We start from the raw sequence: 19,458 nt of genomic DNA, 5'->3' as shown, positions 1-19,458 counted from the left end.
CAGGCGGACGCGCACCAAAAGCGCGCAAGCGCCCCTCAAAGGGACGCGAGCGGGCTGGTCATGGCCGACATCGACCCCGCCTAGCCAGCAGGTCGAGCAGCAGCACTCAACACTCGATGGCGCTGACCGCCAGGCCACCGCGTGAGGTTTCCTTGTACTTATCGTGCATGTCGGCGCCAGTGTCGCGCATGGTACGGATCACCCGGTCGAGCGAGATAAAGTGCTCGCCGTCGCCGCGCAAAGCCAACTGTGCGGCGTTGATCGCCTTCACCGCGGCGATCGCATTGCGCTCGATGCACGGCACCTGAACCAACCCGCCAACCGGGTCGCAGGTCAGTCCGAGGTTGTGTTCCAGGCCGATCTCGGCGGCGTTTTCCAGCTGCTCCGGGGTGGCACCGAGAATCTCCGCCAGGCCAGCCGCGGCCATCGCGCAGGCCGAACCGACCTCGCCCTGGCAACCGACTTCGGCGCCGGAGATCGAGGCGTTCTTCTTGCACAGGATGCCCACAGCCGCTGCGGCCAGCAGGTAGTCGACCACATCGGCTTCGCTAACGGCCGGACTGAAGCGCACGTAGTAATGCAGCACCGCCGGGATGATGCCAGCCGCGCCGTTGGTTGGCGCGGTGACCATGCGCCCACCAGCGGCGTTCTCCTCGTTGACCGCCAAGGCAAACAGGTTGACCCACTCCATGCCACTGAGGGTCGAGCCGATCACGTTGGGCTTGCTCATTTCCTGCAGGCTGCGGTGCAGCTTGGCGGCGCGGCGCTTGACGTTGAGCCCGCCGGGCAGAATGCCCTCGTGCTTGAGACCCTGTTCGACACAGTCGCGCATGGCTTGCCACAGGCGCATCAGGCCGCTGCGGATCTCCGCCTCACTGCGCCAGGCCTTCTCGTTGGCCATCATCAATTCGGACACACGCAGCCCATGCTCTTTGCACAGGCGCAGCAATTCGTCGCCACTGGAGAAGTCGTATGGCAACAGGGTGTGATCCTGGTCCAGCTGACCGGTGGCCGCCTGCTCGGCATCGACCACAAAACCGCCGCCGACCGAATAATAGGTGCCGCTGCTCAGCTCGCTGCCGTCGGCCGCGAAGGCCGTCAGGGTCATGGCATTCGGGTGATAGGGTAGGTTTTCTTCGAGCAGCAACATGTCGCGCTGCCAGTCGAAGGCAATCGGCAAACGGCCATCCAGCTGCAAGGTGCCACTGCTGCGCAGTGCTTCAATCCGTGGCGCAATGTTCGCCGGGTCGATCTGGTCCGGCCAGTCGCCCATCAGGCCCATGATCACCGCGGTGTCGCTGCCGTGACCGATGCCGGTAGCCGACAACGAGCCATACAGGCGCACTTCCACGCGTTGCACCCGCTCAAGCTGGTGACGCTCACGCAGCGCGCCAGTAAATAGCGCGGCGGCGCGCATGGGGCCGACGGTATGCGAGCTGGAAGGCCCGATACCGATCTTGAATAAGTCAAACACACTGATAGCCACTATTAATCTCCCGCTCGCATTCCCGCTTTGCGGCCATCATCGGGATTTGCACGAACTACCGACGTCCCACACCGACTCGTTCATGTCCAAAGCCGTCAGGGTGACTAGCCGGGTGCCGAATGGAGGCGCACTCGGCATACCTGACGCAGATGGATTAACCCAGTAACAGCTGGACGCCTGCTGGGCGGCTGCACAACGCCGCGAAACCGCCACCCCGTGACTCGGCGCACAATTTCCGGGCGGCGCATTGCCGAATGCGACAGCAGCGTCCCAGCCGCGACCTGCCACATAGGCAACCATCCGACTCTGGCGTAATGATCCGATGCCCATGTGCCGGTCAGAAGCCGTGTGTTTCACCAGGTGCATGCTCAGGGATCCCGAAGGGACCCCGTCACCCGGCTAATGGATATGCCCATGAAATTGCACAAGCACTGTCTGCTCACGCTCGCATTGAGCACCCCACTGCTGGCCCATGCCGTTGAACCCGTGACCTGCGACCTGGTGCGCTTCGCCGACGTCGGCTGGACCGACATCACCGCCACCACCGCCGTCACCCGCGTGGTACTCAACGACCTGGGCTACCGCACCCAGGTCAAGCGCCTGTCGGTACCCGACACCTACAAAGCCTTGCAGGACAAGCAGATCGACGTGTTCCTCGGCACCTGGATGCCCACCTCAGAGGCCCACATCAGGCCTTACCTGGACAGCGGCGCGGTGGAAACCGTGATCGCCAACCTGGAGGGGGCCAAGTACACCTTGGCGGTCAATCAGCCAGCCTACGAAGGCGGGCTGAAAAGCTTCAGCGACCTGGCCAAATTCAACAAGGAACTCGACGGCACGCTGTACGGCATCGAGCCGGGTAACGACGGCAACAAGCTTATCCAGTCAATGATCGACAAGAATGCCTTCGGCCTGGGCGATTTCAGCCTGGTGGAGTCCAGCGAATCGAGCATGCTCGCTCAAGTCAAACGCGCCGAGCACCTCAATCAATGGGTGGTGTTTCTCGGCTGGGAACCGCACCCGATGAACAATCAGGTGCAGATGCACTACCTGAGTGGTGGCGACGATTACTTCGGCCCCGATTACGGTGGCGCCACGGTCTACACCAGCGTGCGCAAGGGCTATACCGAGCAGTGTGCAAACGTCGGTCGACTGTTGCACAACCTGCGCTTCAGTCTGGCGATGGAAAACCACCTGATGGAGGGCATTCTCAACCAGAGCACCAACCGCAGGCGCGAAGCCAAGGCCTGGCTGGCGGCCAACCCAGAGGTGGTCAGTCAATGGCTGCAGGGGGTCACTCGGCGCGACGGCAGTGCGGTAAAAATGCCGTCGAGTAGCAGCAAAGAGCCATAGTTTTCAAATATTTACGATTCCGCCACAGCCCCCAGCGCATGGTGGCTACCCCCCCCTTTCATGGCTGTAATGCAGGCCCGGCGCGGGTTGTGGCTTGGGTCTATAGTTAATTAGTTGTGGTATGGTTTTTAAAGCGATCGCCATGTCGCCGCGCAACACGTCAGGGTCGCAAACCGACAATCGCGGCGATTCGAAGACTATATCGTTGAGCCAGCCGATTTCGTCACTGTCGACTCTTAGCCGGGTCGACAGACCAGAGCTCCCACACTCTGGACCGAAGATTACATAGCGCTGGCCACCTCAATCGGGTGCCAGCCCAACAAGAAAATTTCGGATGTACGCGCATTTCAGGAAGAGATGTGAAATCCCAACGGATTGGCCTTCGTTACTCTGCCAGAGGGTTTGGAAAGCAGTTTGCGACACGGCACAGCAATGCTCATTCATCAGCATGACCAAGCAACGCCTATGACCTTTCGAGTTCATGGTGTGCCACTTGACGTGCGTCTGAATGCGCAACAGCTAGCCGCGAAACAGAACGCTGTCCAAACCTTGGAACCGCCCACACTCACACAGGCAAGAACAGTCGACATCACCTGAAGAGCGCCGTTCGGCGTGCGTCAGGTCCCGTGTAACTGATCTGGATGTCTACTGAAGGGGAACTCTCCCATGAAAGCTGGAAAAATAGTGGTCGAAAACCTGTACAAGGTTTTTGGCAACAAACCGCAAGAAGCCATCGAGCAGAGCAAGCAAGGCTGGAGCAAGGATAAAGTCCTTGCCGAAACCGGCGCGGTGATTGGTGTTAGCGATGTGTCGTTCAGTGTCGAAGAAGGCGAGATTTTCGTCCTCATGGGTCTTTCCGGCTCCGGCAAATCAACCCTGATTCGTTTGATCAACCGGTTGATTGAGCCTTCCGGCGGCGATGTGTTCATCGACGGTCAGAACGTCGCCAAGATGTCCAACGCGGAACTCATCAGCCTGCGTCGCCGCGACATGAGCATGGTATTCCAGTCCTTCGCCCTGATGCCTTCGCGCACCGTGCTGGACAATGCGGCCTTCGGCCTGGAAGTGGCAGGAGTAGGCCGCAAGGAGCGGGAAGCACGCGCCATGCAGGTACTCAAGGATGTGGGCCTGGATACTTTTGCCCAGATGCACCCGCATGAACTCTCCGGCGGCATGCAGCAGCGCGTCGGCTTGGCCCGCGCCTTGGCCGTCGACCCCTCGATGATGATCATGGACGAGGCGTTTTCCGCCCTCGATCCACTCAAGCGTCGCGAAATGCAGGACTTGCTGCTCGAGCTGCAAAAGATCCACCGCCGCACCATCATCTTCGTCTCCCACGACATCGAGGAGGCCATGCGTATCGGCAACCGTATCGCCATCATGGAAGGCGGCAAGCTGGTGCAGGTCGGCACCCCGCAAGAGCTGGTCGACAACCCAGCCAATGATTATGTGCGTAACTTCTTCGACACCGTCGACACCAACCGCTACCTCACCGCCGGCCAGCTCATGGCTAACAGCGTGCCGATCTTCGTGCATAACGGCGTTGCCCCGGACGCCCAGGTCGTCTCGCAAAAGCTGCAGGAACTGGACAAGCATTACGCCTTCATTGTCGATGAGAACAACCGCTTCTACGGTTCGATCAGCCTGGAGAAAATCGCCCTGCTGGTCGAAGGTGGCCAGTCATGCAAGCTTGACCAAAGCGTGGTGAAGCAGATCACCCCGGTGCCGGAAGACATGCCCCTGGATAAGGTCATCGCGCGCCTGGTGGACAACGAAGGGCCGATCCCGGTTGTCGGTGGCAACGGCCAATACTCTGGCGCTATTAGCAAGGGTCGCCTGCTGACCCGCATGCAGGGAGAATGACATGAGTGAGAAGCAACTCGACCTAGGCACCTGGGTCAACGACGGCGTTGAGTACCTGCTGAACAACTACAGCAACGGCTTCGACAGCATCGGTGGCGTGGTCAGCGCGTTTTCCGAAGGCATCGAGGCCATCCTCATGCTGCCACCGGCGTGGCTGCTGATCGCCATCTTCGTCGGCCTCGGCCTCTGGCGTATCGGCGCCCGGTTTGCCGCCTTTACCGCCGTATCCTTCATTCTGATTGTCCTCACCGGCTTCTGGGAACAGACCGTGGTGACCCTCGGCCTGACCTTCTCCGCGACGCTGATCAGCCTCTTGTGGGGTATCCCCCTGGGCATCTGGGCGGCCAAGAGCGAGCGTGTGGCGACCATCATCCGCCCCATTCTCGACTTCATGCAGACCATGCCGGCGTTCGTCTACCTGATTCCGGCGGCCATGCTGTTCGGCCTCGGTCGGGTGCCGGGGATCATCGCCACGGTGATTTTCGCCATGCCACCAGCCGTGCGTCTGACCAGCCTGGGTATTCGCCAGGTCAACAAGGAAATCGTCGAGGCCGGCCAATCCTTCGGCTGCAGCAAGACCCAACTGTTGCTCAAGGTCCAACTGCCTAGTGCCATGCCGTCGATCATGGCGGGGGTCAACCAGACCATCATGATGGCCCTGTCGATGGTGATCATTGCCTCGATGGTCGGCGCCGGCGGCTTGGGTAACGACGTACTCGCGAGCATCCAGCGTCTGGATATCGGTCTAGGCTTCGAAAGCGGTATGGCCGTGGTACTGCTGGCAATCATCCTCGACCGCATTACCGAAAGCTTTGGCACCAAGCAAAGCGAGAAACGCAGCACCCTGATTAGCTGGGTGAGTGCGAAATTGCAGCGCCAGTAAGACCTTCACCTTATCCATTCACAGAGGGAGCGATAAATGAACAAGTTGAAAACTATTGCTGGAGTTAGCTTGCTGTCCTGCACGCTGCTGCAAAGTGCCTGGGCCCAGGAGCCGGAAAGCTGCAAACAGGTACGCTTCGCCGAAATCGGCTGGGCCGACATCGCCGCCACCACCGGCGTGGCCATGACCCTCAGCGAAGGCCTGGGCTACCAGCCCCGCAAGATCATGGCCTCGGTGCCGATCGCCTTCACCGGCGTGAAAAAGGGCCAGATTGATGTGTTCCTCGGCTACTGGGCACCCTCGATGGATGCGGTGATCGAGCCGTTCACCAAGGATGGCGGCGTCAAGGTGCTGCCGACCGCGAACCTGGAGGGCGCCAAATACACCCTGGCGGTACCGACCTACCTGGCTGAGGCTGGCCTGAAAAGCTTCCAGGACATCGCCAAGTTCAAGAAAGAACTCGACGGCAAGATCTACGGCATCGAACCGGGTAACGACGGCAATCTGCTGATCGAAAAAATGATCAAAGAAGACCAGTTCGGCATGGGCAGCTTCCGCATGGTCGAGTCCAGCGAAGCCGGCATGCTGGTGCAGGTGCAACGCGCGGTACGGAAGAACAAGCCGGTCGTGTTCCTCGGCTGGGCACCACACCCGATGAATACCCAGTTCGACCTCACCTACCTGTCCGGCGGCGATGACGTGTTCGGCCCGGATTACGGCGCGGCCAAGGTCTACACCGTGGTACCGCCAGAGTACGAAGCGCGCTGCCCCAACGTCGGCAAGCTGCTGAACAACCTGCAATTCAGCGTCAAGATCGAAAGCCAGCTGATGGAAAAAGTGCTGGAGAAAGAGGACCCGGCTGTGGTGGCCAAGAATTGGATCAAGGCTAATCCGGAAGCCCTCGACAAGTGGCTGGCTGGCGTCACCACCTATGACGGCCAGGATGGCCTCGCCGCCGTGAAGAAATACGTCGGCCTCTGAGGGTCCGACACAAACTCGGCACGCCCGGCTTGAACGCTGGGCGTGCCTGGTAAAGCCGCAGCAAGCGCAGCCACAACTACCGCGCTTATTGCGCCGGGAGGTTGCGGCACTTGCCCGCGACTGCCTCGCGGCCCGCGCATTAGCAGAGCATTTTTCATTCTGCCCAAGCAGAGCACCGCAAGGCCCGCAATCAGAACGAGCCAGTAACACAGTTGAACTGCCACTCTCACTGATGGAGCACCAAATTTATGCGTAAATTATCCACCTTCTGCCTGAAAAGCCTTGGCGTTGCTGCCCTCGCGCTGGGCATGTCCACGGCCATGGCGGCGGAAAAACCCACCCTGACCATCGGCTACGTCAACGGCTGGGACGACAGCGTCGCGAGCACCCATGTCGCCGGTGAAATCCTCCAAAGCAAGCTCGGCTACAAGGTCGATCTGAAAGCCGTCGAGCCGGCCATCATGTGGCAGGGCGTGGCCCGCGGCGACCTCGATGCGACCCTCACCGCCTGGCTGCCGGTCACTCACGGCGAGTACTACGCCAAGATGAAAGACAAGGTGGTGGTACTCGGCACCAACTACGAGGGCGCGAAAATCGGCCTGGTGGTTCCCGACTACGTCGAAGCCAAGAGCATCGCAGACCTGAACAAGAACAAAGAAGCTTACGACGGCAAGATCACCGGCATCGACGCCGGCGCCGGCGTGATGCGCCGCACCGAAGAAGCCATCGAGAAATACAAGCTGGACTTCAAGCTGATGCCGAGCTCCGGCCCGGCCATGGCTATCGCTCTGGCCCGTGCCGAGAAGAAGAAAGAAGCCATCGTGGTCCCCGGCTGGATTCCACACTGGATGTTCGCCAAGTGGAAACTGCGCTTCCTCGAAGACCCGCAGAATGTCTTCGGTGAAGCCGAGCACGTCGACACCGTGGCCAGCATGGGTATGGAAGCCAAGGCTCCAGAAGCTGCCGCATTCCTCAAGAAGTTCTCCTGGAACGCAGAAGAAATTGGCGCAGTGATGCTGGCCGTCAGCGAAGGCGCCAAGCCGGAGCAGGCTGCCAAGGACTGGGTCGCCGCCAACCCCGAGCGCGTGGCGGGCTGGTTGAAGTAAGCACTGTTACAGCAACAACAGAAAGCGGGCTTCGGCCCGCTTTTTCGTGGCCCGCATTTACCGCACGCCGGCTGGGCAAGGACTCGCTGGCCTCCTCCCTGGCCGTCGCCCGGCTGCTGACCCAGGCATTGCCGCGCATAGCGGTGGTCGGATTCGCGGGCAAGGGACGCATGAGCCCGAGCACCCACCCGCAGCGGGTCAACCAGACGCTCTATCGCGTCCTCGCACGGAGCTGAACAGTATGGCGGTGGAAAACGCTCCGCGGGTTTTTCACCCTCGGCAGCCCGGCAAGCTGTCCGCCCTGCTCCCTGCTCCCTTCAGGAGCGTGGCCGATTCGGCGGTTAAAAATGGATCTCGGCGTGCTTGATCCCCAGCTCGCGCAACTCGTCGATCAAGTCATCCAGATGGATAAATGATTCGACCTCCTCGCGCTCATCGACCAGGAAATAGCTTCTCCCCGCATCTTTCTTGAAGAACACGATCCACTCTTTGAGGTTGGTCGGGTTGGCGATCACATGGGTGTCAAAGGTGACGCCCTCGGCATGTCTGGTTTTGACGTCGTTACGGTTCATCTCGCTCACCCGCTGGTTGGTGCTCGCGCACACCCGTGCTCTCAGTCGCCGGCGCCGCTACGCTTCAGCCAGAAAAGCTCTGGCACGAGTCTCGGGACGGTCGATCAAAGAGCCGCCTCATTATCACCACATGATAATATCATGCACATGCACTCGCTGATGAGGAGTTCGCCATGATTGCAGTACGTGAAGCGTGGAAGGCCGGTTTGCTGGGGCGCAAGCACTGGCTGAACAATCTGGTCTCCGGAGTAATCGTCGGGATAGTTGCGCTGCCACTGGCAATGGCCTTTGCCATTGCCTCGGGGGTCAAGCCGGAGCAAGGCATCTATACGGCGATTATTGCTGGCGTGCTGGTATCCCTGTTTGGTGGCAGTAGGGTGCAAATCGCCGGGCCAACCGGCGCTTTCATCGTGATCCTGGCGAGCATCACGGCCGCGCACGGCATCGACGGCCTGCAGATCGCCACCATGATGGCCGGCGTCATGCTGCTATTACTGGGCATTACCCGGCTTGGTTCAGTGATCAAATTCATTCCCGCCCCGGTGATCGTCGGCTTCACGGCCGGGATCGGGGTGATCATCTGGGTCGGCCAATGGCAATACTTCTTCGGCTTGCCCGCAGTCGGCGGCGAGCACTTCCATGAGAAGTTCTGGCATTTGCTCCAAGTGCTACCGCAATTGCACCCGGCAACCACGCTGCTGGCCCTCCTCAGCCTGAGCCTGGTGCTGCTGTCGCCAAAGTTACCGGGGCTCAAGCGCGTGCCCGGCCCGCTGGTGGCGATGCTGCTGGTCACGTTTATCCAGTCGTTTTTTCACTTCGATGGCGTGGCCACGATCGGCAGTGCCTTTGGCGGCATCCCCCAGGGCCTGCCGGATTTCGGTCTACCTGAAGTCACCTTGCCCCGGATTATCGAGCTGATCGGCCCGGCCTTTGCGATTGCCATGCTGGGGGCGATCGAGTCGCTGCTGTCGGCCGTGGTAGCCGACGGCATGACGGCCACCAAGCATGACTCCAACCAGGAACTGGTCGGCCAGGGCATTGCCAACCTGCTCACCCCCTTATTCGGCGGCTTCGCTGCCACTGGCGCGATTGCGCGCACGGCAACCAATATCCGTAACGGCGGCACCAGCCCACTCGCCGGCATCATGCACGCGGTCACCCTGCTGCTGATCATCCTGTTCCTGGCCCCGCTGGCCGCGGACATTCCGCTGTGCGCACTGGCGGCGATCCTCTTCGTGGTCGCCTACAACATGAGCGAACTGCGGCATTTCAAGCGCATGGTGCAGCGTGCTCCACGGGCAGACGTGGCGATTCTGCTGATCACCTTCGGCCTGACGGTATTCAGTGACCTGGTGGTTGCCGTGAACATCGGCGTGATCCTGGCGATGCTGCATTTCATGCACCGCATGACCACCTCCGTGGAAGTGCAGCAGGTCGTCGAACAAGAGCTAGAGGCGGAGTTACGCATCGGCGGTCATAGTCGCCTGCCCGCCGGCGTGCTGGTGTACACGATCGAAGGGCCGCTGTTCTTTGCGGCAGCAGAGACCTTCGAGCGTGCGCTGGCACAAACCCACACCGATCCACGCTTGCTGGTGATTCGCTTGAACCGCGTGCCGTTCATGGATATCACCGGCCTGCAAACGCTGGAGGAAGTCATCCAGCAACTGCACAAACGCAAGATCGTGGTGAAGCTCTGCGAGGCGAACCGCAAGGTGCTGGCCAAGCTGGATAAGGCGGGCATCCTGCAGGAGATCGGCGCGGCGCATTATCACGCCGACTTCAACGCCGCGCTGGGCGCCTACGAGGAGAGCGAGCAGGCACCGGACCAGAGCTGAGCCAGCCAAGCCGTGGCCGAGCGGCAGGCTGAGCCGCTCGGCGGATCACGCCTTGGCGCTTGGCCCATGCTTGCTCTGGGTGGCGTAGGTGACGCCGTGGCTCTCGAGGTAATCGCGGATCAGTTGGCGCACGACCTGGGACGGGGTCAGGTCCTGCCCGGCGCACAGTTCCTCGAACGCCTTCTTCTTGACCGGATCAATCAGCACGGTGAGACGCGCAGTCTTGCTTTCCATAAAATCGCCAATCGCTTAAATTTGATGTTAATTAAATTGTAATGCTAGAGCCCGCGGCTGTCACGGCACGGGTCTCTGCCAACCCGGCCAGAGGGGTTGCTATCTGCCCAGCCACACCGGCGCGTCATGGGCAAAACGGCATATTTGTTTGATCGTTCAATAAAAACCGTCCTAGACTGCGCTCCACTCAGAAAAAACCCTCAACCCACGGAGACACCGATGCCCAAGGTCGGAATGCAACCGATCCGCCGCTCGCAACTGATTGCGGCCACCCTCGAAGCCGTCGATCAGGTCGGCATGGGCGATGCCAGCATTGCCTATATTGCCCGGCTGGCTGGGGTTTCCAATGGCATCATCAGCCACTATTTCAAGGACAAGAACGGCCTGCTCGATGCCACCATGCGCCACCTGATGCAGGCCCTGAGCAATGCGGTGCGCGCACGCCGGGCCGCGCTCAAGGACAACAGCCCGCGTGCACACCTACGGGCAATAATCGACAGTAACTTCGACGCCAGCCAGGTCAGCGGCCCGGCCATGAAAACCTGGCTGGCCTTCTGGGCCAGCAGCATGCATCAGCCTGCACTACGGCGCTTACAGCGGGTCAACGACCACCGCCTGTATTCCAACCTGTGCGGCCAGTTCCGCCGCGCCCTCCCCGTGCAGCAGGCCCGCGCTGCCTCGCGCGGCCTGGCCGCCTTGATCGACGGTCTATGGCTGCGCGGGGCGTTGTCCGGCGGCAGCTTGGACACCGAACAGGCGATCCAGATCGCCTACGACTATCTCGACCAGCAATTGGCCAAGAAGCAACCCGAGCACCGCGCCGCCTGAGCCTGCGTGTTCGCAGGCAAGCCGGGCACGCTCGAAAAGCTCGGTAATTGCCCTGAACCGCAGGCGCAGAACACTCGGCCGGCGCCAGCACGCGTTGCGCAATGCCCACCCCGTCTCAACCGCGCGTTTGTCGCATCCAGACCGCCACAGGTCGCTCTCGATTATTTTTATTGATTGAGCGTTCAATAAAAATAACGTAGGCTGATTCTCACTCTTTCCGGCCTGGAGATTGTCGCCGCACGCGACATTTGAACCTGCCGATCCATCTGGCCAAGGCGCACTGAAGCCGCCAGCCAGCCTTGCGAAGACCACAGACACGAGAGGATTCAACCATGGCCCGATTCGACGAACAGAAGCTCTACATCGGTGGTCGCTATGTCGACTCGACCAGCGGCGCCACCTTCGAAAGCATCAATCCGGCCAATGGTGAAGTGCTCGCCAACGTCCAGCGCGCCAGCCAGGCCGACGTCGAGCGTGCGGTAGCCAGCGCCACCGCCGGGCAGAAGGTGTGGGCCGCGATGACCGCCATGCAGCGTTCGCGCATCCTGCGCAAGGCCGTCGACATCCTGCGGGAACGCAACGACGAGCTGGCCGAGCTGGAAACCCTCGACACCGGCAAGCCGCTGTCGGAAACCCGCGCCGTCGATATCGTCACCGGCGCCGACGTGCTCGAGTACTACGCCGGCCTGGTGCCCGCCATCGAAGGCCAGCAGATTCCCCTGCGCGACAGTGCGTTCGTCTACACCCGCCGCGAGCCGCTGGGCGTGGTCGCCGGTATTGGCGCCTGGAACTACCCGATCCAGATCGCCCTGTGGAAATCCGCCCCGGCCCTGGCCGCCGGCAACGCGATGATCTTCAAGCCCAGCGAAGTCACCTCGCTGACCACCCTCAAGCTGGCCGAGATCTACACCGAAGCCGGCCTGCCGGATGGTGTGTTCAACGTGCTCACCGGCAGCGGCCGTGAAGTCGGCCAGTGGCTGACCGAACACCCGGGCATCGAGAAGATTTCCTTCACCGGTGGCACCGTTACCGGCAAGAAGGTCATGGCCAGCGCCTCCAGCTCCTCGCTGAAGGCAGTGACCATGGAGCTGGGCGGCAAATCGCCGCTGATCATCTTCGAGGACGCCGACCTCGACCGCGCCGCCGACATCGCGATGATGGCCAACTTCTATAGCTCCGGTCAGGTCTGCACCAACGGCACCCGGGTGTTCGTGCCGCGCATGCTGCAGGCACGCTTCGAGAGCAAGGTGCTGGAGCGGGTCAAGCGCATTCGCCTGGGCAACCCGCAGGACGACAACACCAACTTCGGCCCGCTGGTCAGCGTGGCCCATATGGAGAGCGTACTCGACTACATCGCCAAGGGCCGCAGCGAAGGCGCACGCCTGCTGATCGGCGGCGAGCGGGTCAGCCACGGTGAATTCGCCCAGGGCGCCTATGTCGCGCCGACCGTGTTCACCGATTGCACCGACGCCATGACCATCGTGCGCGAAGAAATCTTCGGCCCGGTGATGAGCCTCCTGGTCTACGACAGCGAAGACGAAGTGATCCGCCGCGCCAACGACACCGACTACGGCCTGGCGGCTGGCGTGGTGACCCGTGATTTGGCGCGCGCACACCGGGTGATCCACCAGCTGGAAGCCGGTATTTGCTGGATCAATACCTGGGGCGAATCGCCGGCGGAAATGCCAGTGGGCGGCTACAAGCAGTCCGGGATCGGCCGCGAGAATGGCCTGAGCACCCTGGAGCATTACACCCAGACCAAGTCGGTCGAGGTCGAACTGGGCGACTACGCCTCGGTGTTTTGAGCGTCGGCTCACTTTGCGGGAGGGGCTTCAGCCGCGACAGCCTTGCGCGGCTAAAGCCCCTCCCACGGCTTGATCCCCATCTACAGGGCAGCCCGATCTGTCGGCACGTTTTTTCAGGTACTGCATATGTCCCAAGAGTTCGACTACATCATCATCGGCGCCGGCTCGGCCGGTAACGTGCTGGCCACTCGCCTGACCGAGGATGCCGACGTCAGCGTGTTGCTGCTGGAAGCCGGCGGCCCGGACTACCGCCTGGATTTCCGCACCCAGATGCCCGCGGCACTGGCCTTCCCGCTGCAGGGCCGCCGCTACAACTGGGCCTACGAGACCGAGCCGGAACCCTTCATGAACAACCGGCGCATGGAATGCGGGCGCGGCAAAGGCCTGGGTGGCTCCTCGCTGATCAACGGCATGTGCTACATCCGCGGTAACGCCATGGACTACGACGGCTGGGCCAAGGACAAGGGCCTGGAAGACTGGAGCTATCTGGACTGCCTGCCGTATTTCCGCAAGGCCGAGAGCCGCGACAGCGGCGCCAACGCTTACCACGGCGGCGATGGCCCGGTCAGCGTGTGTACGCCGAAGACCGGCAACAATCCACTGTTCCACGCCATGGTCGAGGCCGGCGTGCAGGCGGGTTACCCGCGTACCGACGACTTGAACGGCTTCCAGCAGGAAGGCTTCGGCCCGATGGACCGTACCGTGACCCCCAAGGGCCGGCGCGCCAGTACCGCGCGCGGTTATCTCGACCAGGCCAAGGGCCGGCCGAACCTGACCATCGTCACCCACGCCCTGACCGACCGCATCCTGTTCAGCGGCAAGCGCGCCATCGGCGTCGACTACCTGCAGGGCGACAGCACTACCCCGACCACCGTCAAAGCGCGCCGCGAAGTGCTGCTGTGCAGTGGGGCCATTGCCTCGCCGCAGATCCTCCAGCGCTCGGGCGTCGGCCCGGCCGCGCTGCTGCGCGACCTGGACATTGCGCTGGTACACGAGCTGCCCGGCGTCGGCGAGAACCTCCAGGACCACCTGGAGATGTACCTGCAGTACGCCTGCAAGCAGCCGGTCTCGCTGTACCCGGCGCTGCAATGGTGGAACCAGCCGAAGATCGGCGCCGAGTGGATGTTCCTCGGCAAGGGCACCGGCGCCAGCAACCAGTTCGAGGCCGGTGGTTTCATCCGCACCAGCGCCGACTTCGAGTGGCCGAACATCCAGTACCACTTCCTGCCGGTGGCGATCAATTACAACGGCAGCAACGCGGTCAAGGAACACGGCTTCCAGGCCCATGTCGGCTCCATGCGCTCACCAAGCCGCGGTCGCGTCCAGGCCACGTCGAAAGACCCGCGCCAACACCCGAGCATCCTGTTCAACTACATGGCCAACCCACAGGACTGGCAGGAGTTTCGCGACGGCATCCGCATCACCCGCGAGATCATGAACCAATCGGCACTCGACCCCTTCCGCGGTCGCGAACTCAGCCCCGGCGCCGCGGTGCAGAGCGACGCCGAACTGGATGCCTTCGTCCGCGATCATGCAGAAACCGCCTTCCACCCGTCCTGCTCCTGCAAGATGGGCGAAGACGCCATGGCGGTGGTCGATGGCCAGGGCCGCGTGCACGGCATGCAAGGGCTGCGGGTGGTCGATGCGTCGATCATGCCGCTGATCACCACCGGCAACCTCAATGCACCGACCATCATGATGGCCGAGAAGATCGCCGACAAAATCCGCGGGCGTACTCCGCTGCCACGCAGCACTGCGCCCTACTATGTGGCGGGCAGCGCAGCGGTGCGCCAAACCCCGCAGCGCAGCTGAAGACGACCGCGTACCTCAATAGCCGGTCATTTCCAGGTAGCCAACACCCTGGTGGCTGCCGCTGAAACGGATCGGCCCCTCCCAGTAGGGAAACCGGGTGGCCATCCAGGCCTGCTCCTGCAGCGCCGTGGTGTCGATGGCGAAAGCCTTGGCCGCGATGCGCAGGGTCCAGGCGGTCGGCAGGCGCCGACCGGCAACGCGGCTGAAGCGCACGGGCACCATTTCGATGTCCTCCTGGCTCAGCGGCTGGGCCAGGCCGTCCGCACCGATCCAGGTGCCGGCGCGGTAATGCGCGCCGCCGGCCTGGCGCAACTGGAACAGCATCAGCTTCTCGCCCGTCTGCAGATGCAGGGAGAACCAGTCCCAACCCAGTTGATCGGGCGCAAGCGGCTGGCTGCTCCATTCGCGGTCGAGCCAGGCCTGGCCCTTGACCGCATGGCGCTGGCCATCCAGCAGCAGGCTGCCCTCGGCCTGGAAGAACGGCTGACTGTAGTAATACGAGGCCTGGCCCTGGCCGGACTTCTGGCTGAACCCCTGTATCCCCTGCAGTACCGGCGGACGCGCGCTGGTGAGGCGCAGACGATAGCTGAAGCCCTCGCCGCGGGCGTGCAACTGCAGCTCGCCCAGGCCACCATTAGCCGGACTGCGACTGCGTAGCTGCCAGTCGTCGATCCAGGCCTGCAAGGGTGCGGCCACCACCCCGGCCTGGCCGATACCGCCACGGGCGAATGTCTCGGCATAGCGATGGCCGTCCGCACCCGTCAACGCGGCATGGCCCATCCACAGGTTCTGGTTGCGCCAGTCCGTCTCCTGCGAGCCAGGCTGCAGGGCATTGCGAAACAGCGTCCACTGCACGCCCCAGGCGCGGCCCTGCGCGTCCTCCAGGTTGGCGGTGAGGTACCACCACTCGATGCGGTAGTCCGGATGCGCGCCGTGGTCGGCCGGGAACGCAAACACCCGCCCCGGCTCGACCCGGGCGAACGCTGTCGCCGAGCTGCCCAGCCCGGCGAAGCCCTCGACCGGCGGCGGCGTTTCGGCTTCGCAGGCGGCGAGCAGCAGGCCGGTGAGCAGCGCCAGGCAGGCGCTGGCACAGCCTCTCTCGCCCCCACGGGCCATGTGCTTGTGGAGGAGCGGGCCACGCCCGCGAAAACCGTCGCCGCGAAAGTCTCGCGGGCATGGGACTGGGCGTCCCTCCTCGCTCCTCCAGTTCCGTGAGCGCACGCAATCCATCACCGAGTCCTCCTAGCGTTCACCGGCAAAGCTGCGCAACAGGGCCGCCGGGGTGCTGCGGCCGAGTTGCCAGAGCGGCCAGGCGGCGGCCAGCAGGGTGGCGAGCAACGCCAGGCCGAACAGTTGCAGGAGCTGGCCGGGGAAGACATGCAGCGGCAGGCGCCAACCGAAGGCCTGCACATTGATCACCGCGACCAGGCACCAGGCCAGCAACAGGCCCAGCGGCAGCGCCAGGAGCAGGGTCAGCACGGCCAGCAATAGGGTCTGGCCGAGGCTCAGCCAGGCCAGTTGCGTGCGGCCGACACCCAGTGCCCAGAGCGGCGCCAGCTGGCTCAGGCGGGTCTGGCCGAGGGTCAGCAAACTGATCAACAGGGCCACCCCGGCCACTCCCAGGGTCAGGCTGTTGAGTGCGGCGGTGGCGGCGAAGGTGCGCTCGAATACCCGGCTCGACCAGGCCTTGAGCGCGGCCTGGTCGATCAACCGGCTGTCGTCCAGGGCAAAGCGCGCCTGCAGCGCCTGGATCAATCCGGGCACCTCTGCGGCCGGCAGGCGCAGGCTGAAACTGCGCGGGGCCAGCCCCGGCCAGTGGCGTTGCAGGCCCGCCGCTTCGACCAGCAGATGACCCTTGGGATTGCCGTAGTCGGCATAGATGCCGAGCACCTCCAGCTCCCAGGCGCCACTCGGGGTGGGCAGGCGCAGACGCTCGCCCAGCTGCAGATCGAGGCGCCGCGCCAGTTGTTCGCTGAGCATCAGGCCCTGCTGCCGCTCCAGGCGCTCCCAGGCCCCGGCACTGGCGCTCAGCAGCGGCCAGTGCTCGCGGTAATGCGCCTGCGCGCGGATGCCGCTCAGTTGTGCCGGCCAGCCCTGCAGTTGCAGCTCGACCCGCCAGCTCGGCAGCAGCGCGCGCACCTGCGGCTGCTCGCTCAGCCAGGCCTCGATGGCCGTGGCCTGGCTGGCGTTGGCCGGGGTCAGGTAGAGCTCGGCGGCCAGACGCTGGTCGAGCCAGCCACTGAAGGTCTGGCGAAAGCCCGCGGTCATGCTGCCGACGCCGATGTTCGCCGCCAGCGCCAGCAACAGGGCCATCAACGCCAGCGCCAGACTCGGCAGTTGCTGGCGGCTGTCGGCGACGAACCACTGGGTCAGCGGCGTACGGCAATGTGCTAGCCAGGCCTCGAGCAAGCGGCTCAGACCCACCGGCAACGCCAGGGCCGCGCCCAGCAGCAAGGCGGCGAGCAGGACGAAGCCGGCCGCCAGGCTGTCGCCGAACCACAGCGCGAGCAGCGCCACACCGCCAAGCAGCGCCGCCAGCCAGCCCTGACGGCGCAGCCAGCGCGCCTGGGCCTGCCGCCAGGCCTCGGGCTGAGCCAAGGCCAACAGCGGCAGACGCGCGGCGCGCAGCAGGCTGCCGGCGCCCGCGCACAACGCCCCGAGCAGGCAGACCAGCAGCCCGCCCAGCCACCACTGCGGCGCCAGGCTGAGCCGCCCGGCCACCTCGGCGCCATACAGGCTACGCAGGCTGGCGGCGACATCCGGCAACAGCCAGGCCGCCACGGCATAGCCGCTGAGCAACCCGGCGACCGCGCCGAGCAGCGCCAGCACGCCGAGTTCCACCACCAGGGCGACCAGCAGGCCACGCAGACTCACTCCACAGGTGCGCAGGTTGCGCAGCAACACCCGACGCTGCTCCAGGGCCAGACCGATGGCGGCGTGGACGATGAACAGGCCGACGACGAAGGCCAGCAGGCCGAGGGCGCTGAGGTTGAGGTGGAAGCTGTCGGTGAGTTGGGCCAGATCGGCCCCCTCGTCACCGCGCTGCATCACCAGCTGCGCGGCCAGTGCCGGCGGCAGCGGCGGCGCGGTACGGGCGAACTCGGCCGGCAGCAACAACCGCGAAATCTGTCCGCGGCCGTCGAGCAGGCGCTGGGCCACGCCGATGTCCACCAGCAGCACACCGGGCGCCAACTGCGGCCACACCGACAGCGGCGGCAGGCGCTGGCCGGATTCGCTGAGCGGCTGCGCGCCGGCTGGCAGGCCAAGCTCGGCCAGGGTGTCGGCGGCAATCCAGCTGCGTCCGGGCCGACCGAGAAACGCCGCCAGATCCAGACGCTCGAACGCTTGCCCGGCCAGCGCGCTGCCGGGCGGCAGGGTCAACGGTTCGATGCCGATCAGTTGCAGGCCTTGTTCGGTCTGCCCGTGCAGGCGCAGGCGCCCTTGCAGCAGAGGCGAGACCGGCCAGCCGGCGCGGCGCAATTCGATGAAGTGCTGCTGGGCGAACCAGCTGCCATCGCGGGCGACCAGGCTGTAGCGGTCGGCGCCGCCGAGCAGCTGACTGGCGCGGGCATAGCTGTCGCGGGCCTGGCTGTTCAGCGCCTGCACCCCGGCCCACAGGCTGGTGGCCAGCCACAGGCCGGCCAGCACGCTGAACAACTGCAGCGGATGGCGCCGCCAGTGGCTGAGCAGGGCACTCAGGGTCCAATACAGGCGGCGCATCTCAGGCCGCCTCCAGCAGACGCCCGCCCTGCAGGCACAGGCAACGCTGCAGACGGGCCGCCAGGCTGGCGCTATGGGTGACCATCAGCAGGCTGGTCGGGCTGCCAGCGAGCAGCTCCAGCAGCAGCGTCAGCACCTCGTCGGCGCTGCGTTCATCCAGGCTGCCGGTGGGCTCGTCGGCCAGCAGCAGCGGCGGTCTGCCCGCCAGCGCCCGGCCCAGCGCCACCCGCTGCTGCTGGCCGACCGAAAGCTGTTCGGGGTAGCGCCCTAGCAGGGTCGCCAGACCGAGCCGCTCGACCAGTTCGGCCTGCCAGAGCGGGTCATGCCGGCCGGCCAGGCGCGCCTGGAAGGCCAGGTTGTCGGCGACGCGCAGGCTGGCGATCAGGTTGAATTGCTGGAACACCAGGCCGATGCCGCTGCGCCGCCAGGTCGCCAGTTGACCCTCATGGAGGTCGCCCAGCACGCGGCCGTCGACCTCGATACGCCCGGCGTCGGCCCGATCCAGCCCGGCCAACAGGTGCAGCAGGGTGCTCTTGCCGCTGCCGGACTCGCCCATCAGGGCCAGGCTCTCACCCGTCGCCAACTCCAGGTCGATGCCGCGCAACACCGCCAGCGCCCCCTGCGGCGTCGCATAGCTCTTGCACAAGCCCTGGACTTTCAGCATCGGTCTGCCACCTGAGTGCGGGGAGTGGTGCCGCAAAGAAGCCCCAGGCATCCGGCCGGACGAGGGCCACTCCTCTCTCAGTAAAGCAAAGCAAGCGTTACCTGCAGCGGCAGTTGCCGCCATGCGGCACTGGCGTCTGGACCGGCTGCCTGCAGCGATCCTCGGCGCGCGCGGCTGGCCTATGCGGCTGAGCGCACTCGCCATGAGGTGACGACATCAGGCGTCCCCGGCGGCTGGGTCTTGATCCAACATAGGCGCCCTGCGGCGACATGCCGTTGACCTAGATAAAGGCATGCCGCGGATTAGTCGATCGTCT

Annotated in this window: 15 protein-coding genes; 9 read left to right on the top strand and 6 right to left on the bottom strand. The window is 63.9% G+C overall.

Going from position 1 to position 19,458, the window contains the following annotated elements; translation table 11 throughout:
• Positions 1–106: 106 nt before the first annotated feature.
• Positions 107–1,486: an L-serine ammonia-lyase gene (locus B2D37_RS19415; RefSeq protein ID WP_079204248.1), complete on the bottom strand. Its 1,380-nt coding sequence runs from the start codon at positions 1,484–1,486 to the stop codon at positions 107–109.
• Between the two features lie 414 nt (positions 1,487–1,900).
• On the opposite strand from B2D37_RS19415, the gene B2D37_RS19410 reads away from it, so the two are divergent.
• The 5 genes from B2D37_RS19410 (at position 1,901) to B2D37_RS19390 (ending at position 7,672) form a co-directional block, all read left to right on the top strand.
• Positions 1,901–2,839, top strand: a complete 939-nt coding sequence (locus B2D37_RS19410) for a choline ABC transporter substrate-binding protein (RefSeq protein ID WP_079204247.1) — start codon at positions 1,901–1,903, stop codon at positions 2,837–2,839.
• A 666-nt stretch (positions 2,840–3,505) separates the two neighbouring features.
• Positions 3,506–4,702: a glycine betaine/L-proline ABC transporter ATP-binding protein gene (locus B2D37_RS19405; protein ID WP_079204246.1), complete on the top strand. Its 1,197-nt coding sequence runs from the start codon at positions 3,506–3,508 to the stop codon at positions 4,700–4,702.
• Between the two features lies 1 nt (position 4,703).
• Positions 4,704–5,585 (top strand): proline/glycine betaine ABC transporter permease, encoded by an 882-nt coding sequence (locus tag B2D37_RS19400; RefSeq protein WP_079204245.1) that lies wholly within the window; start codon positions 4,704–4,706, stop codon positions 5,583–5,585.
• A gap of 36 nt (positions 5,586–5,621) precedes the next feature.
• On the top strand, positions 5,622–6,566 hold the full coding sequence (locus B2D37_RS19395) for a choline ABC transporter substrate-binding protein (protein ID WP_079204243.1): 945 nt from the start codon (positions 5,622–5,624) through the stop codon (positions 6,564–6,566).
• A 248-nt stretch (positions 6,567–6,814) separates the two neighbouring features.
• Positions 6,815–7,672: a glycine betaine ABC transporter substrate-binding protein gene (locus B2D37_RS19390; RefSeq protein ID WP_079204242.1), complete on the top strand. Its 858-nt coding sequence runs from the start codon at positions 6,815–6,817 to the stop codon at positions 7,670–7,672.
• Between the two features lie 341 nt (positions 7,673–8,013).
• Here the strand turns inward: B2D37_RS19390 and B2D37_RS19385 are convergent, their stop codons facing one another.
• Positions 8,014–8,244: a hypothetical protein gene (locus B2D37_RS19385; protein ID WP_079205048.1), complete on the bottom strand. Its 231-nt coding sequence runs from the start codon at positions 8,242–8,244 to the stop codon at positions 8,014–8,016.
• A gap of 173 nt (positions 8,245–8,417) precedes the next feature.
• Here B2D37_RS19385 and B2D37_RS19380 point away from each other — a divergent pair, with 173 nt between their 5' ends.
• Positions 8,418–10,079, top strand: a complete 1,662-nt coding sequence (locus tag B2D37_RS19380) for a SulP family inorganic anion transporter (RefSeq protein ID WP_079204241.1) — start codon at positions 8,418–8,420, stop codon at positions 10,077–10,079.
• A gap of 45 nt (positions 10,080–10,124) precedes the next feature.
• Here the strand turns inward: B2D37_RS19380 and B2D37_RS19375 are convergent, their stop codons facing one another.
• Positions 10,125–10,313, bottom strand: coding sequence for a ribbon-helix-helix domain-containing protein (locus tag B2D37_RS19375; RefSeq protein ID WP_079204240.1), 189 nt, complete (start codon positions 10,311–10,313; stop codon positions 10,125–10,127).
• Between the two features lie 219 nt (positions 10,314–10,532).
• Here B2D37_RS19375 and betI point away from each other — a divergent pair, with 219 nt between their 5' ends.
• The 3 genes from betI to betA all read left to right on the top strand — a co-directional run bounded on the left by betI (position 10,533) and on the right by betA (position 14,758).
• Positions 10,533–11,141, top strand: coding sequence for a transcriptional regulator BetI (gene betI, locus B2D37_RS19370; protein ID WP_079204238.1), 609 nt, complete (start codon positions 10,533–10,535; stop codon positions 11,139–11,141).
• A 332-nt stretch (positions 11,142–11,473) separates the two neighbouring features.
• A complete protein-coding gene (betB, locus tag B2D37_RS19365) occupies positions 11,474–12,946 on the top strand; it encodes a betaine-aldehyde dehydrogenase (RefSeq protein ID WP_079204236.1) in 1,473 nt (490 codons plus the stop codon).
• 126 nt (positions 12,947–13,072) lie between these two features.
• Positions 13,073–14,758, top strand: coding sequence for a choline dehydrogenase (gene betA / locus B2D37_RS19360; protein ID WP_079204235.1), 1,686 nt, complete (start codon positions 13,073–13,075; stop codon positions 14,756–14,758).
• A 15-nt stretch (positions 14,759–14,773) separates the two neighbouring features.
• Here betA and B2D37_RS19355 read toward each other — a convergent pair whose 3' ends face one another.
• The 3 genes from B2D37_RS19355 to B2D37_RS19345 all read right to left on the bottom strand — a co-directional run bounded on the left by B2D37_RS19355 (position 14,774) and on the right by B2D37_RS19345 (position 19,142).
• Entirely contained in the window at positions 14,774–15,874 is a 1,101-nt protein-coding gene (locus B2D37_RS19355; protein WP_079204234.1) for a lipocalin-like domain-containing protein, read from the bottom strand.
• Between the two features lie 126 nt (positions 15,875–16,000).
• Positions 16,001–18,478: an FtsX-like permease family protein gene (locus B2D37_RS19350; RefSeq protein ID WP_079204233.1), complete on the bottom strand. Its 2,478-nt coding sequence runs from the start codon at positions 18,476–18,478 to the stop codon at positions 16,001–16,003.
• 1 nt (position 18,479) lies between these two features.
• Entirely contained in the window at positions 18,480–19,142 is a 663-nt protein-coding gene (locus B2D37_RS19345) for an ABC transporter ATP-binding protein (protein WP_079204231.1), read from the bottom strand.
• Between the last annotated feature and the right edge of the window lie 316 nt (positions 19,143–19,458).

It is taken from the genome of Pseudomonas sp. CC6-YY-74 (assembly GCF_002025205.1).
In the GTDB taxonomy this organism is placed as follows: Bacteria; Pseudomonadota; Gammaproteobacteria; order Pseudomonadales; family Pseudomonadaceae; genus Aquipseudomonas; species Aquipseudomonas paeninsulae.
Note: the sequence above shows the minus strand (reverse complement) of the source record. Positions and strands in the feature narration are given on the sequence as shown.